This window comes from Mesorhizobium sp. WSM4306 (assembly GCF_007003975.1).
Lineage (GTDB): Bacteria > Pseudomonadota > Alphaproteobacteria > Rhizobiales > Rhizobiaceae > Mesorhizobium.
Genome location: NZ_VFTC01000019.1, coordinates 1 through 14,913, shown reverse-complemented (window position 1 = coordinate 14,913; position 14,913 = coordinate 1). Strand labels below are relative to the sequence as shown.

14 protein-coding genes and 1 pseudogene are annotated in these 14,913 nt (G+C 63.8%); 7 read left to right on the top strand and 8 right to left on the bottom strand.

The annotated features are described in order from the left end of the window. Positions 1–65: 65 nt before the first annotated feature. Positions 66–800, bottom strand: coding sequence for a class I SAM-dependent methyltransferase (locus tag FJV77_RS21025; RefSeq protein WP_142868550.1), 735 nt, complete (start codon positions 798–800; stop codon positions 66–68). 478 nt (positions 801–1,278) lie between these two features. Next, positions 1,279–1,377 (bottom strand): annotated as a pseudogene (locus tag FJV77_RS33390) (LysR family transcriptional regulator); the annotation flags it as partial. Positions 1,378–1,555: 178 nt separating this feature from the next. On the opposite strand from FJV77_RS33390, the gene FJV77_RS21015 reads away from it, so the two are divergent. The 4 genes from FJV77_RS21015 (at position 1,556) to FJV77_RS21000 (ending at position 5,400) form a co-directional block, all read left to right on the top strand. After that, positions 1,556–2,617 (top strand): maleylacetate reductase, encoded by a 1,062-nt coding sequence (locus tag FJV77_RS21015; RefSeq protein WP_142868549.1) that lies wholly within the window; start codon positions 1,556–1,558, stop codon positions 2,615–2,617. A gap of 266 nt (positions 2,618–2,883) precedes the next feature. After that, entirely contained in the window at positions 2,884–3,765 is an 882-nt protein-coding gene (locus FJV77_RS21010) for a zinc ABC transporter substrate-binding protein (RefSeq protein ID WP_210246339.1), read from the top strand. 26 nt (positions 3,766–3,791) lie between these two features. After that, the gene (locus FJV77_RS21005) at positions 3,792–4,586 is read left to right on the top strand and encodes an ABC transporter ATP-binding protein (RefSeq protein ID WP_142868547.1); all 795 of its coding nucleotides are present in this window, start codon (positions 3,792–3,794) and stop codon (positions 4,584–4,586) included. Beyond that, positions 4,570–5,400: a metal ABC transporter permease gene (locus FJV77_RS21000; protein ID WP_185970385.1), complete on the top strand. Its 831-nt coding sequence runs from the start codon at positions 4,570–4,572 to the stop codon at positions 5,398–5,400. Before FJV77_RS21005 ends, FJV77_RS21000 begins: the two co-directional genes overlap by 17 nt. A 1,072-nt stretch (positions 5,401–6,472) precedes the next feature. Here FJV77_RS21000 and FJV77_RS20995 read toward each other — a convergent pair. Further along, positions 6,473–6,826, bottom strand: a complete 354-nt coding sequence (locus FJV77_RS20995) for a cupin domain-containing protein (RefSeq protein WP_142868546.1) — start codon at positions 6,824–6,826, stop codon at positions 6,473–6,475. Between the two features lie 331 nt (positions 6,827–7,157). Between FJV77_RS20995 and FJV77_RS20990 the strand changes: the two genes are divergently transcribed. Beyond that, positions 7,158–9,098, top strand: coding sequence for an acyltransferase family protein (locus FJV77_RS20990; RefSeq protein ID WP_142868545.1), 1,941 nt, complete (start codon positions 7,158–7,160; stop codon positions 9,096–9,098). A gap of 195 nt (positions 9,099–9,293) precedes the next feature. Here FJV77_RS20990 and FJV77_RS20985 read toward each other — a convergent pair whose 3' ends face one another. The 4 genes from FJV77_RS20985 to FJV77_RS33030 all read right to left on the bottom strand — a co-directional run bounded on the left by FJV77_RS20985 (position 9,294) and on the right by FJV77_RS33030 (position 12,057). Further along, positions 9,294–10,175 carry a transglutaminase family protein gene (locus FJV77_RS20985; protein ID WP_142868544.1) on the bottom strand — a complete coding sequence of 294 codons (882 nt, stop codon included), beginning with the start codon at positions 10,173–10,175 and terminating at the stop codon, positions 9,294–9,296. 167 nt (positions 10,176–10,342) lie between these two features. Continuing rightward, complete coding sequence (locus tag FJV77_RS20980; protein WP_142868543.1) at positions 10,343–10,984, bottom strand: peroxiredoxin-like family protein; 642 nt, start codon at positions 10,982–10,984, stop codon at positions 10,343–10,345. A 207-nt stretch (positions 10,985–11,191) separates the two neighbouring features. Further along, the gene (locus FJV77_RS33035) at positions 11,192–11,731 is read right to left on the bottom strand and encodes a hypothetical protein (protein WP_246691318.1); all 540 of its coding nucleotides are present in this window, start codon (positions 11,729–11,731) and stop codon (positions 11,192–11,194) included. Further along, positions 11,728–12,057 (bottom strand): hypothetical protein, encoded by a 330-nt coding sequence (locus FJV77_RS33030; RefSeq protein WP_246691317.1) that lies wholly within the window; start codon positions 12,055–12,057, stop codon positions 11,728–11,730. Before FJV77_RS33030 ends, FJV77_RS33035 begins: the two co-directional genes overlap by 4 nt. A gap of 182 nt (positions 12,058–12,239) precedes the next feature. On the opposite strand from FJV77_RS33030, the gene FJV77_RS20970 reads away from it, so the two are divergent. Both FJV77_RS20970 and FJV77_RS20965 read left to right on the top strand, forming a co-directional pair. Then, on the top strand, positions 12,240–13,538 hold the full coding sequence (locus tag FJV77_RS20970) for a DUF763 domain-containing protein (RefSeq protein ID WP_142868542.1): 1,299 nt from the start codon (positions 12,240–12,242) through the stop codon (positions 13,536–13,538). Between the two features lie 235 nt (positions 13,539–13,773). Beyond that, positions 13,774–14,103 carry a hypothetical protein gene (locus FJV77_RS20965; protein ID WP_142868541.1) on the top strand — a complete coding sequence of 110 codons (330 nt, stop codon included), beginning with the start codon at positions 13,774–13,776 and terminating at the stop codon, positions 14,101–14,103. Positions 14,104–14,174: 71 nt separating this feature from the next. Here the strand turns inward: FJV77_RS20965 and FJV77_RS20960 are convergent, their stop codons facing one another. After that, positions 14,175–14,774 carry a DUF6456 domain-containing protein gene (locus FJV77_RS20960; protein ID WP_142868540.1) on the bottom strand — a complete coding sequence of 200 codons (600 nt, stop codon included), beginning with the start codon at positions 14,772–14,774 and terminating at the stop codon, positions 14,175–14,177. Between the last annotated feature and the right edge of the window lie 139 nt (positions 14,775–14,913).

Below are 14,913 nucleotides of genomic sequence, written 5' to 3'. Positions count from 1 at the left end.
GCGCGACTGCCAGGAGTCTGTCACGGCCCTCGCATACTCGAAGACATCACGCCCGCCCCAAGACATCAAGGCTTTCGCCCGCTGAAGATGGCGTGGCCGGCGAACAGCCAAGCGCAGTCGACTTCAGTGAAGCCCGCTTGCGCAAGCCAGGTGAGTTGCTCGGCCAGCGAGGACGGCTTGTCGATCGGTTCGCCGTCGGGGTTGCGGAAGTAATTCCAGCCCAGCCGATTGAACTCGGCGAAGGCGGCGAGATCGCCGTCGATCGCCAGCGCCTGGGCGCGCACCGCCTCGTCCCATTGCCGCGCGGCGATGGCGAGGCCGCTGGCGCTTGGCGGGCGCACGATGTCGGCCACAATAAGTACCCCGCCGGGGCTAAGCGCCGCCGCAAGGTCGGCAAATAATGTCCGCTTCTCGCGGCCGTCGAGATGATGGATGGCGAGCGAGGAGACGATGGCGTGCGGCGGCTCGGCAAAACCTCGCCAGTCGCGATCCGCCAGCTCGAAGGCGGCCGCGGTCAGGCGGCCGGCATGGTCGCGGCAGGTTTGCCGCGTCTGCTCCAGCATTTCGGCCGAGCCGTCGAGCGCCAGGACATGGCAGTCGGCAAAACGCTCCAGCAGCGCGCGGCTGAGCAGCCCTTCGCCGGAGCACAGCTCGACCAGCAGGCCGCCCGGCGCGGGTTGCGGAATGAGGTCGGCGATGATCTCGATCTGGCGCTCGCGTTCCGGAACGAAATAGCGCCCGTTGTCCAGGAAGCCGCGGGAATGGTTCTCGTCCCAGTGTTTGATGTGCGCGTCTGCCATGGCGATTTTGTTCCCGTTTCAAGTCTGTGGTTCTGCCTGCTGCTTTCCTACAGCGGGGCCAAAGAGGGGCCGGGCGCCGACGATGTCCGTTCGAGATCACGATGACGCGCCCGTTTCCACGCGGTGAGGAGGACGATGGCGAGACAGCAAAGCGTGTTCACGGCGTTCACAGCGACAAGCCAGATGTCCCATATGTTGACGAACGCATATGCCGTGGTCGCAGCACTGCCGGCGAGCCAAATGATCCAGGTCGATAGCCGAGGCGCCATGGCGATCGCGTACGACACAGACGATCTGCGGGAAGGTAGGGCACGATCTGCAGTGCGTTGAAGTCCGTGAATGCGGCAAGGACGATTTCGGCGGGCGTCATGGCGTGATCCTTGAGCCACGTGGAATGCAGCCAGGGTGCCTAGATCCCGGTCACTCGTCCTGACCGCAGGCTGAAATTCGGCTGAAATTGGCGTGAGAGCCGCCTAAGCCCCCAGATCACCGCTTGCTCATGGCGTTTGATCAGGCGCTTGAGGTTGTCGAAACTCTGGCGGATGTGTTTTGAGAAGGTGTCAACGGCCGGCGCGCGGCGAGCCAAGATGGTCTATAAATCGGGCGGAAATCATCATCTTAGATCCTGCCTTGCGCGCTACTGTCCCTGGTGGGGCGAACCTGGAGAGAAACATGCCCCAGACCGGCATCGGGTCGTTCAACGAAGCCTATTCCGCCGGGAGGGTCGCCTTGGCGCGCAAGGGGAGCCAGGCGGCATGACGCGGCAGTTCACCTATTCCGGCCAGCCGGCGCATATCGTCTTCGGCAATGGCGCCTCGTCGCAGGTTGCGGCCTGGATCGAAAAGCTCGGCTGCAGGCGCGCGCTGGTACTGTCGACGCCGCATCGAGCGGCGGATGGCGAGGCGCTGGCGAAGCGGCTCGGACCGTTGGCGGCAGGCGTCTTCTCGGGTGCGGCGATGCACACGCCTATCGAGATAACGGACGCCGCTATCGGCAAGGCGACGGAGGTTCAAGCCGACTGCGTCGTTGCCCTGGGCGGCGGTTCGACCACCGGTCTCGGCAAGGCTATCGCATACCGCACCGACCTGCCGCAGATCGTCATCCCGACCACCTATGCCGGCTCCGAAGTGACGCCGATCCTCGGCCAGACCGAGCACGGCGAAAAGACCACGGTGCGCGATGCAAAAATCCTGCCGGAGGTGGTGATCTACGATCCGGAACTCACCATCGGCCTGCCGGTGGCGATGAGCGTCACATCCGGCCTCAACGCCATGGCGCATGCGGCGGAAGCGCTCTACGCGCAGGACCGCAATCCGATTTCGACCTTAATGGCGACCGAAGGGTTGCGTGCCTTGAGGACAGCGCTTCCAGACCTGGTGAAAGAGCCCAGGAATCTCGAAGCCCGAAGCGACGCGCTCTATGGCGCATGGCTATGCGGCGCGGTTCTTGGCACTGTCGGCATGGCGCTGCATCACAAGATCTGCCACACGCTGGGCGGCTCCTTCGACATGCCGCATGCCGAGACCCATGCGGTGATGCTGCCGCACACGATCGGCTTCAACGCGATCGCCGTGCCCCAATTGTTGAAGCCCCTCGCCGACATTTTTGGCGGCAGCGCCGGGGGCGGGCTCCATGATTTCGCCAAGGCAGTCGGCGCGCCCCTCACCTTGAAGGAACTCGGCCTCAGGCAGAACGATCTCGACCGCGCCGCCGAGATTGCCACCAGAAATCCATACTGGAATCCGCGGCCTTTTGATCGCGCCGCAATCCGCGCCCTGTTGCAGGACGCATGGGAGGGAAGACGTCCGAAAAACTGACCACGGGCTGGGCAAAGCCGTGGATGCAATCTGCTTCAGCCGTGTGCGCCGAGCCCTGCCCTTTCGCGCATCGCCGACAGGCAAGGCCGGCCTCCAACGATCGGTGTGGGCCGCTCACGCTTTTGTGCGTGCGAAAAAGTGCGCCGCTGAAAAAGCCCATTGACATCGGCCGTACTTTCGACGCAAACGTTATATTGTTACAGTTATACAGTTACACGGCGCCGCCTCTCCGGCGCCGTGCCTTCCAGACTGCAAGGAAACCAAGGATGCGCCCCATTCCCTTTCTCGCCGCGCTGCTGGTTGCGGTGCCGCTTTTGACCGGCACGGCCGCCCGCGCTGAAGACAAGCTGACCATCGTGGCGGCCGAGAATTTCTATGGCGACCTCGCCCGCCAGATCGGCGGCAGCAATGTCACGGTCACCAGCATCCTGGCCAATCCCGATGACGATCCGCATTTGTTCGAGACCAGCCCGTCGACGGCACGCACCATCGCCGACGCCAAGATCATCATCTACAACGGCGCCGACTACGATCCGTGGATGGACAAGCTGCTGTCTGCCTCGACCACCAAGGACCGCACGACCATCGTTGCCGCCGACCTGATCGGCAAGAAGTCGGGCGACAATCCGCATCTGTGGTACGACCCGGCGACGCTGCCGGCCATCGCCAAGGCACTGAGCGCCGATCTTGCCAAGCGCGATCCCGCCAATGCCGTGCATTACGAGGCCAACCTGAAGGCATTCCAGACATCGCTCCAGGCCATTGACAAGGAAATCGCCGACGTCAAGAAGACCTATGCCGGCACCGAGGTGACCGCGACCGAGCCTGTCTTCGGCTACATGGCGGAAGCGCTCGGCCTCAAGATGCTGAACTACGATTTTCAGGTGGCCTTGATGAACGATGCGGAGCCGAGCGCCACCCAGGTGGCGGCATTCGAGAACAGCCTGAAGGACGGCTCGGCCAAGATCCTGTTCTACAATTCGCAGGTGACCGACGAGGCCACGACAAGGTTGCTCGACATCGCAAAACAGAACAAGGTCACCGTCATCGGCGTCACCGAGACGGAACCGGCGGGACAGACGATCCAGGCCTGGTTCGGCGGCCAGATCGACGCGGTCCAGAAGGCGCTTGCAGCCCGCACACAATGAATGTGACTGCCAATGAACGTGACTAAATGAACGCAATTGAATTCGACAAGGTCACGCTGACCTATGGGGGACGCCGGGTTTTATCCGACGTCTCCTTTTCGATTCCGCAAGGCGCTTTTATCGGCCTGCTCGGCGCCAATGGTGCCGGCAAGACAACGATGCTACGCGCCATACTCGGCCTGATAAAGCCGGCCGGCGGTGCCATCTCGGTGCTCGGCAAACCGCCGACGCGCGGCAATGCTGCTATCGGCTACATGCCGCAGGCGCGGCGCGCGCATAACGATGTCGGCATCAGCGGCCTCGACTTCGTGCTGAGTGCCGCCGGCGGGCATCGCTGGGGCTGGCCGGTTCCGTCCAGCGCCGAGAAGGAAGCCGCCTGGAAGGCGCTTGAAGCGATCGGCGCCACCGATCTCGCGCGGCGGCCGCTGGCCGAGCTTTCCGGCGGCGAACGCCAGCGCATCCTGATTGCGCAATCGCTGATCGGCGATCCGCAACTGCTCCTGCTCGACGAACCGCTGATCAGCCTCGATGCCGCGCATCAGCGGGCGATCATCGATCTGGTGCACGAGATCGGCGAGCGGCTGGGCATCGCCGTGCTGTTCTGCTCGCACGAGATCAACCCACTGCTGCGCGCCGTCGACCGCGTGCTCTATCTCGGCAATGGCAAGGCCGCGATCGGCTCCGTCGACGAGGTCATCAGCGGCCCCGTGCTGTCGAAACTCTACGGCACCCACATCAATGTGGTGCGCGTCGCCGGCCGCATCTTCGTCATGGCCGACGATGTCGAACTGGAAAGCGGGGCGCATGTCCACGATCTTTGACTATGAATTCATGCGCAACGCCTTCTATGCCTGCACCATTGTCGGCATCGTTTCCGGCGCAGTCGGCTATTTCCTCGTGCTCAGGGGCCAGACCTTCGCCGGCCATGCGCTCTCCCATGTCGGCTTTCCCGGCGCCACCGGTGCCGGCCTGATCGGGCTGTCGCCGTTCCTGGGTCTCACCGTGTTCACGATCGCTGCCGGCATCGGTATCGGCCTGCTCGGCGAACGCGCGCATCGCGACGTCGCCATCGGTATCGTTTTGACGCTGTCGCTGGGTCTCGGCTTGCTGTTCCTGCATTTCTACACCGCCTTCGCCTCGCAGGCGACCAACGTGCTGTTCGGCAATGTGCTGGGCATCAGTCTGCGCACCGTCATCGTGCTGGCGGTGCTGGGCGTGGCAATCCTCGCCGCTTTGGTGCTGATCGCCCGGCCGCTGCTGTTCGCCAGCCTGCAGCCGGAACTCGCCGAAGCGCGCGGCGTGCCGATCACCCTGGTCTCGACCCTGTTCATGGTGCTGGTCGCCGTCGCCACCTCCGAGGCGGTGCAGATCGTCGGCGTGCTGCTGGTCTTCGCGCTGATGGTGGCGCCCGCCGCCACCGCGCTCAGGCTGACCAGCGGCGTCGCTGCCGGCGTGCTGGCCTCGATCGCGCTTGCCGTCGTCATCGCCTGGATCAGCCTGTCGCTCGCCTTCCTGACCGACTGGCCAACGAGCTTCTGGATCACGGCGCTGGGCGCTGCCGCCTATGTCATCAGCGGCATGGCGCGGCGCTCGACGGCCGCACCGGAGGCGCGATTGGCCGACGGCAATCCCTGATTGCAATGCCGGGTGGCGGACCGGCCAGACCGGCTAGCAAAGCCCAAAACGGACGTTGGGGAATTACACCCAAAAAAAGTCAGGTTGAAAACCAGCCTCCTGAAACGTTTCAGCCGGGAAAGGCAAATCGATTCAAGCGCCTAGATCGCGACGGGAGTGATACCGGCGGCGCCGCTCCGGAGCCACAAGAAAGCCCGGAAAACCGCCACTTACAACGATTTTTGCCATGACATATGGCCTCCGTGCAGTTGGCCGGAAAGCTAGGCGGCAAGCACAAAATCGACCTCCCGGCATCGCTCTGGACGGGCGTTGACAGACCGCGGGGGTGCATGCGTATACCAAGCCGTGGGTCACGCCATGGCCGTGGCGGTTGAGACGGGGCTGGGGGGTTTCGTTACAACAGCATTGACGGCCCGGCGCCGGACGGGCGGCATGCACTCAAAAGGGTGCGCCGCTCGCTCTTGGCTGACGCGCCGGCGACCCGACAGCAGTCCTGGCAGGCGACCTCATCGACAAGGCACCGCAGAACGCCATCGTCTCAGCTTTTCGATCCGCATCGGTTCGAAGCGAACGAGGTGACGCCCCCTTTTGCCGATATTCGCTTTGCTACGTCCCTCTCTTCCCGACGGGATGAGAGGGACGTTGGCGACCGCGCAAGGCGGCGGGCGATCGTCAACCCAATTGCCGAGCCCTTCCTGGTGCTCGACGAAAAGGTCATGCGCTGGCAGCCAAACCTACCCGCGCGATCTGGGTTCATGCTTGTCCGACGTATCCGATGGATTTGCTGACAGTCTGGCGGAACGCTGATCGTCAAGCTGATCGTGAGGTCGCACCGCCTTCTTTTTCGCCTCAGCCGCAACAGCAGTGCCAGTCAATTTCCGCTTTGCCGCAATCGCATAGTCGGCCCTGTTCGTTCGGTAGTCCGTTTGAATGGCCATCTGTTTTTGATACTCCTGATGGACATAAACGCGGTGGACCGCCAAGACGTTCCGCGTACGACGTCCTGCCGTTGCCGGCCGTCGGATCAGGCAACGCTGACGATGTCGATCAAGCAAGCTTCACGACGAGTCGATCAGGAAACCCTGACGACGAAATGCTTGGTCACCGGCTCGAGGATCTTCCAGGTGCCCTTGAAATCGGCTTCGACCACGAACGCATCGCCGGGGCCAACCTCGACCGGGGTGCCACCATCCGGCGTGATGATGATGCGGCCGGCGATCATGTGCACGAACTCATAGTCGGTGTAGGTGGCGTGGTAAGTGCCGGGCGAGGCCTGCCAGGTGCCCGACATCACCTTGCCGTCGGCGGTGGTATGCTGCACGGCGGTCTGCATGGTCGGCCTGCCCTCGACCGCGATCCAGCCCGGCAGGTCTTCGCCATCGGCATGCTCGACGGCGCCGAATTTGAGGATGGTGGTATTGGTCATGGGAGGGCTCCGTTCCGCCGGCATTGGCTGCCGGTTGGATAGCCGATGCGCATGACAGGGGCAACGTCGGCGGTGAGCCAATCTCCCCCACAAGAACCCCACAGATTGGCAGTTCATCTCCCTCAATGTTGCACCGCGATAGATTTGTTGCATTGCGATATCGGCCTGCAGGGTCGAGTCTTTGCATCGGGCGGGCTGTCAACGGCTGCGGCCCCACGCGTCCATCCCGGCGCGCAGGGACGCCGCAGCACGTGTGATCCCGGCGAGATGTTACGGCATCTCGGCCAGGCGGACTTTGGTTCGGGATCATGCGACAGGACGAGGTTTCACCGTGCCAGCATCGTTCCGGCCCGATATCGAAGGATTGCGCGCACTGGCGGTTGCCGGTGTCATCGCCTTCCATTTCGGCCTCACCGGCCTGCCCGGCGGCTTTGCCGGCGTGGACATCTTCTTCGTCATCTCGGGTTATCTGATCACCCGCCACCTGCTCGCCGAGCTCACCGAGACCGGCCGCCTGAACCTGTGGCGCTTCTACGCCAGGCGCGCCCGGCGGCTGTTGCCGGCGTCGCTGTTCGTCATCCTCGCCACGCTGGTGGCCGGCGCCTTCATCCTGTCGCCGGAGGAACAGTCGCTCTATTCCAAGGGCGCCATGTACGCCTCGGCCTACATGATCAATCTTTGGCTGATCCGCTGGTCGTTCGACTACTTCGCGGCGGATGCGACCAGCAACCCGTTCATCCATTTCTGGTCGCTGTCGGTGGAGGAACAGTTCTATCTCGCCTGGCCGGCGCTGCTGCTGCTGGCGGCATGGCTGCGCCCCGGCAAGCGCGGCGCGATCCTGGTGATCGGCATTGCCGGCCTCATCTCGTTCGCCGTCTGTGCCTGGCTCACCACCATGGCGCAGCCCTGGGCCTTCTATTTCTCGCCGCTGCGCGCCTGGGAATTCGCCGCCGGCGGGCTGGCGACCATGCTGCCGCAGAAATTCTGGCAGGATCGCCCGCTTCTTGCCGCGCCGCTGGCATGGCTCGGCCTGGCGCTCATCGCCGGCGCCTATCTCTCCTTTACCGAGGACGCCCCCTTCCCTGGCTTCATGGCGCTGATGCCGGTAGCCGGAACCGTGCTGTTGCTGCTGGCGGGAGCGGCCGGCGTCAGGAATGGCCCCAGTGCCGTCCTGGCGCTGCCGCCCCTGCAGTGGGTCGGCAAGCTCTCCTACTCGCTCTATCTCTGGCACTGGCCGGTGATCGTCTATGCCGCGACGCTGGTGCCCGAGCTCTCGCCGCTGCAGCGGCTCGGCTGCATGGCGCTGACGCTGGCGCTGTCGCTGTTTACCTACCACTTCATCGAAAACCCGATCCGCCGCAACGGCTGGCTGATGGCCAATGCGGCGCGGGCGCTGGTGCCGGCCGTCCTCCTCACCGGCACCGGCGTCGCAGCCGCCTACGCCAATGCCAGGCTTGTCGTCCACGATCTCGACCCGCAGCAGCGCACCATCGCCGCCAGTGCGGCCCGCCCCTCCACCGCCCGCAAGGCCGGCTGCGTTCTTAGCTATGAGACGGTGACGCCAAAACCTTGCATGTTCGGAACCACAACCGCCGGGCACACGATTGCACTGTTTGGCGACTCGCACGCCGACCACTGGTCGACGCCGCTGATCGAGGCAGCTGAGAAGAACAACACCAAGGTCGTCACCTGGCTCAAATCGTCCTGCCGGGCCTCGCGGATGACGGTCTGGGTGAGCAAGCTGAAACGCGACTACACCGAGTGCGATCAGTGGCGCGAGCGATCGATCAGGCAGATCATCGCCGCGCGGCCGAGCCTGGTGGTGATCTCGGAGATCGCGCAGAAGAGTTTGCGCAAGATGTCGGTCGGCACGCAGATGCCCGAAAGCCGGGATGCCGACGCGCGGGCTGGCCTGCGCGCGACGCTCGAAGCGTTCAGCAATGCCGGGCTGAAGGTCGCCTTCATCCGCGACGTGCCGTTCAACGACGACCATGTCGACACCTGCGTGGCGCGCGCGCTGTGGCGCGGGCAGACGCCGTCGCTGTGCGACCAGAAACGGACCGAGGCCGCCAACGACGCCGGCGCGGCGATAGAGCGCGACATCGTGCGCGCCGTGCCCGGCGCCAGCTACATCGACCTGACCAACCAGTTCTGCGACCAGAACACCTGCCATGCCTTCATCAACGGCAAACTCGCCTATCGCGACCGCCACCATCTGGCGACGCCGTTTGCGGAATCGCTGGAGCCGGTGGTGGAGAAGGCGCTGTTTTAGGGGGTTAGATGAGAACAGCGGGGGCGCTGGCGGCCTGACCTTTCTGCTCGAGGGAGAGGTCACATTGCTCCGATCTGTCCCCTCCCGGATCGGGCAAATGCGGGTGGGAGGTGCTCTCCAGGCTGGAACACCTCTCACCCGGCTCCAGCGTTGTCGGCGGCCGAACGCCGAGGGCGGAGAACCCGCCGAGGGAGCCTATGCGCCGGTTTCCTTGGCCACCTTCACCTCGACGGTCATCCCCAGAAAACTCGAGGCGCTGCCGGAGTAGCTTCCGGAAAGCGGTATGGCTTGCCTGGGATGCCTGGCCACGGCCACCCTGATCAGATCCCGGTTGCCGACAATGCCATTGGTGGGATCGAACTCGACCCAACCGGCGCCAGGCAGGTAGACTTGGCACCAGGCATGCGTCGAGCCTCCGCCGCGCACATCCGCACTGTCGCGGCTCGGCACATAGACGTAGCCGGTCACGAAGCGGGCGGCAAAGCCGAGCGAGCGAACCGCCTCCATCATGAAAAGCGCAAAGTCCCGGCATGTGCCTTTGCGCAGATGCAGGGTCATCAGCGGCGGCTGCGTCCCGGTTTCGACCCTTCGGGAATAGACGAAACTCTCGTGGATGGCGTAGCAGAGCGTCATCAGCAATTTGCCGGTTTCGGTGTGTCCCGCGGCACTGACGAACTGTCGCGCCCATTTGCCGACCTCGTCGCCGTCGTCGAGATGGTGGCGCTCCATTGTCTGAGCGAGGTCGGCCGCCTCGTCGGGATCGTAAGAGAATGGATAATTCAGCGCGGCCTCGTCGATGCGGAAATCCGGCGCATGCTGCGGCGTGTGATCGAGCCGGATGTCTGTGGCAAAACGGAGTTCCTTGGCTGAACCCTCGAAATCGATCACCGCAACGCAATTGCCAAAAACGTCATGGATCCAGCCAACCGCCTTCGGTTCGGGGTCAATGGACAAAGCATGGCCCAGCAGCCGCTGATCGAAACTGTCACGCGGCCTGAACATCAGCCGGTGCTCGCCAAACCTCACGGGCTGGCGATAGCGATAGACGGTCGTGTGCTTGACTGAGAAAATGGGCATTGGCGTCCGTCGGCAAATCGGCCTGCGGCGCAATCATATAGTGTTTTGGGCGTGCGATGGGGCATGTTGGGGGGCATGCGCGGAGTGTTTTCGCGCAGGCGGCCCTCGCGCGATCGGATGGCGCAGGCGCCGTTCCTAAGGCGAGAACGTCGGCCTCTGACAGCCTGTTAATGTGCAACTTGGGAAGCTGCCGACATCAATTCCTCGGGATTCGGTGCCCTGAACGTATTGAGGCCATCCTCCAGAACTTCAGTGAAGCTCCAGCGTACAACGCCCCCTCGGTCGATAAGGAACTGACCGACAAGCAGCTCCTTGGCGGAAGCCATCATTTGCTGATCGGCTTCCATAATCTCATACCCCTCCTTCTTGTTGAGAAACTCGTCCATTGCCATGGGGTCCATAGGCTCGGGCAACTCGCCCGGGAGATGGATCCGGATCCCCATGACCTTATCCATCCCGACCTCGCGCAATCCGAAAGCACGGTGTGAGGCCCGCTCCGGGTCGGATGCGGCGAGAAGGTCGGGTGCCGGATGGTAACGGAAATAGAGCCGCGCCCGCTCGACCGGCGTATTGACCACCGCCAGGCATTCAACGCCTCTCTCACGCAGGGCCGGCTCGAGTTGCGCCATTGCCGCGACATTGCGCCGACAGAAGGCACAGTGCAGGCCTCGAAACAACCCGATCAACAACGGGCTTCGGCCTCGAAAATCGTCCAGCGCGATTTTGCCTTCGCGGGAGATCGCATCGAGCACAATATTCGGCGCCCGGTCGCCCGGCTGCAGTGGGCGGTCGACACTACTCGTGGACATGGACAACCTCCTCGCCCCGGATAAGCACACCCAGCGTTTCGGAGTTGAGCCCGTGCCGGGGCGCCAAGACAAAAATAGCTTTCGACCTCTGCCATTTTGCCGAGGTCGAGCTCGCGTGCACTGCAAGCGCATCATAACACGAAAAAGCATCTGCGGGTCGCCCGTTTCGCAAGCCGTCTCGAGTGCTGCGGTAAACGGCGGGTCGTCTCATCCGCGCCATGGGACAACACAACGGCCCATCATCCCCTCAAACCCATCAGCCAGATTCGCCGCCGCCTCCACCAGCATGGAGCGCACGCTTTTCGGGCGGCCGGGGGTCGGGTTGGCGTCGAGCAGCACCGGCTGGCCCTGGTGGATGACGAAATCAAATTTGCCGTAGTCGAAGCCGAGTTTTTGGCGCAGAAGGCGCATCTCGTCGGGCACCGGCACGGGCTCGCGCCTTGTCGTCTCGGAGGCTTTCACCACGGCGTTGGGCGAGACATAGCGCGCGCAGCGTTCGCGCGTTCCGCAGAACACCCAGATGCGGGTGCCGAAACCATCGGCGACGATTTCCGGGATGAATTTTTCCACCACCAGATCGGGCCGTTCGAGCAGATCGGAGGGCACGTCGCCACGCGCGGCGAAAACCTCGTAGCGGGGCATTTCGCCCGCGCCGGGAAAGGGCATTTCGCGACCATGGCGCGCGGCGCGCAGATTGAAGCGTGCTTCGGGCAGGCCGTGGTGGTTGAGGTTGCTCTTGACGATCACCGAGCCGCTCCAGCCGTCACTGTTGCGCAGCAGCGCCTGGCTGATGCGGCGCTTGGAATGTCTGAGACAGCAAGGTTCAGACAGAACGGAAAGCAGGCGGCATAGTCGACATAGGCTTGCGGCACGATGGTGGCGTCGACATGCAGGATGGCGAGATCGGCATCGGGCGGTTGCGACAGGCCGCAAAGCCGCCTCACCCGGTGGCCGCGCCGCTCGAGCTCGGCCAGGATGTCGAACAGCATGTACGGGCTGTCGCGCCGGCGCAGCAGGCGCCACGGCGTCTGAAACCGGTCATATTCATGCGTGACCACAGCGATGTGCGCCACGTGTGCTCCCCCAAGCGGCGACGCGCATATTCAAACGGTTTTGGTGGGATCGCAAGGATGGGTGCCAGCGGGGACGGCCGAGCGAAAAAGGACTGCCCCACCACGCTTGCAAATCTCCACCCAGATGCCATCTAGATCTCAGGCGCGCAACCGGTGCGCACCTGGCCACGGAGAACAAAACTTTGACGCAGCGAAGCGGCAGTGCGGACCTGCCGCTGCATGGCGGGCGGGTGCCGAAATGGTTGGGCGACCGTATGACGCGGCTGGGCGCTGTGCTGTGCGAGGCGATCATCCACCACTATGGCCGCGACGAGCTGTTGCGGCGGCTGGCGCATCCGTTCTGGTTCCAGTCCTTCGGCGCCGTCATGGGCATGGACTGGCATTCCTCAGGCATCACCACATCGGTCGTCGGCGCGCTGAAGCGCGGGCTGAACCCGATGTCGCGCGAGCTCGGCATCCATGTCTGTGGCGGGCGCGGCGCTCATTCGCGCAAGACGCCACAGGAGCTGGCGGCGATCGGCGAGCGCGTCGGCATCGATGGCGCGGCGCTTGCCACCGCCAGCCGCCTGGTCGCCAAGGTGGACAGCGCGGCAGTGCAGGACGGCTTCGACCTCTATCTGCACGGTTTCATCGTCACCGACGACAGCCGCTGGGTGGTGGTGCAGCAAGGCATGAATGGCGACAGCCGCCAGGCGCGCCGCTACCACTGGCTGTCGGAAGGGCTGACCAGCTTCGTCGACCAGCCGCATGCGGCGATCGAGGGCGAGGCCCAGGGCGAGATCGTCAACCTGACCGACCACCGCGCCGAGCCGTCGCGAACCGGGCAGCTCGACCTGTTGAAGACCATGAGCCCGGAGCGGATTCTGGACCAGCTTGCCGTGCTGGAGCCGCCGACGAAAGTGCCGCCTGCGATACCGGCAGCGCAGCCGATGCTGCCCAATCTGGTGATGCCGGCGCATCACGACGTGCGCGAGAGCGACATCGTCATGCACCGGCTGCACGGCAACATCTCGGCCGCCATCGAAAGCGGGCCGGCGGATTTTCCCGAGCTGCTGCTGGTGCCCGGCGTCGGCGCGCGCACGGTGCGGGCGCTGGCCATGGTGGCCGAAATGGTGCATGGCGCGCCGTGCCGCTTCTCCGACCCGGCGCGCTTCTCGCTCGCCCATGGCGGCAAGGACCGGCACCCGTTCCCGGTGCCGCTGAAGGTCTATGACGAGACGATCGCGGTGCTGAAATCGGCAGTTGGCAAGGCGAAGCTCGGCCGCGAGGAAGAGCTTGGCGCGCTGCAGCGGCTGGATGGCGAAGCGCGGCGGCTGGAGCGCTACGTCACCGGGCCAAGCCTGAAAGAGATCGTTGCCGGCGAGTTCGACAAGTCGCATCTGCTTGGCGGGCGCAGCGTGTTTGGGTGGGAGAAGGCGCCGGAGGGTGGTGAGGCGGCGAAGCTAGACAAGAAAGGCGCCTGGAGCAGGTTCAGAGATTGATTCACTGAAGCGCCCTAAGCGCCTGTTTTTATGCGTTTCCTGTTGGTTCATATGCCGGGTTGGTGGCTTGGATGGCGAAGGGTTCAAAAATCGAGGGATGATGCTGACAGGTGGCGACGGTGGCTACCCTCATCCCGTGTGTACCGGACGCAGGGGTTGTCACATCTCGTAAAAACTATGGAACGAGGTCGCGCCCCGGGGGTTATATTAGATCAACCTTGAACAGGAGGTAGCCATGAGAAAGCTCCTGCTTGCTTCGATTATCGCCATCTCCGCAGCAGCGGCGATGATTGCCCCGGCGAATGCTGGCGGGCGCGTCGTGATCGGCATTGGTAACGGCTACTATGACGATTACTACAGTGGCGGATATCGCGACTATTACGGCGATCGCTACGCACCTCGCCCCTATTATCAGTATGATGCCTACGACAACGGCTACAGGGATTATAGGTATCACAGGTATCACAGGTACCACAGGCATCATCACCGCTGCCACATAGAGTTGGTCAAGCATTGGCGCCATCATCACAGGATCGTTGAGGAAATCCGCGTTTGCGAATGGTGACCCGATAGCGTGAACCGGTCCGGCCGACATCTGTCGGCCGGACGTTTTTGACTCCTCGCGGACCGCCGGCCTTATCGCGGCTTGCGCATCAGCATCATACCGTAATGCACGGCCAGCATGTCGAGCCCGACCTTCAGCAGCTTCACCACCACATCGCGTCCCTCGCCGGTGCGTTCGGCAAGCGCTTTCACCGACTGGCCCTCGAGGCAGATCTTGCGCACCGCGTCGGCCAGTTCCCAATGCGCCAATGCGGCACTGGCGCCGGCATGGGCGCGGCCGGCGGTGAGCACGCGGTCGGGAATGTCGCCATTGATGCGCCCGCCGTCGACGCGCTCTTCCCACGGCATTGGCTTCAGCCCCTCGCGCGAGGCGCGCTCGAAATCATCGCGAAAGCGCTGGCCGGCCTCGCGCTGCTGACGCGTCAGCGAGGTGATACCCACCAGCGGATCGACGTTGCGCACCCGCACGACGCCGCCGGCCGCGGTGTAACCGCCATTGGAAACCTCGTAGACGCGCCGCGCCTCCTCGGTGCCGACATTGAGCCGCTTGCGGCCGAAGCGGTCGTCCTTCAGCGCGAAATCATGGCCGATCTCGCGACGAATGCGCACCTGCTCGGCCTCGTCTTTGGGGAGCTTTGGCGGCTTTGCTTTCTGCGCGGTCTTTTTGCTCATTGTTGAGGTCCTTGTGGAGATTGTTTGCCTTCGCAGGACTTGGGTTCCTCGCCCCATGAAATGCAGGGCTGTCCGGGGAAAGTTATTCATAGGCGAAGTCCAACTGGTTTGGGGAGGTTCGGTTGCTTCGGCGGCTGGG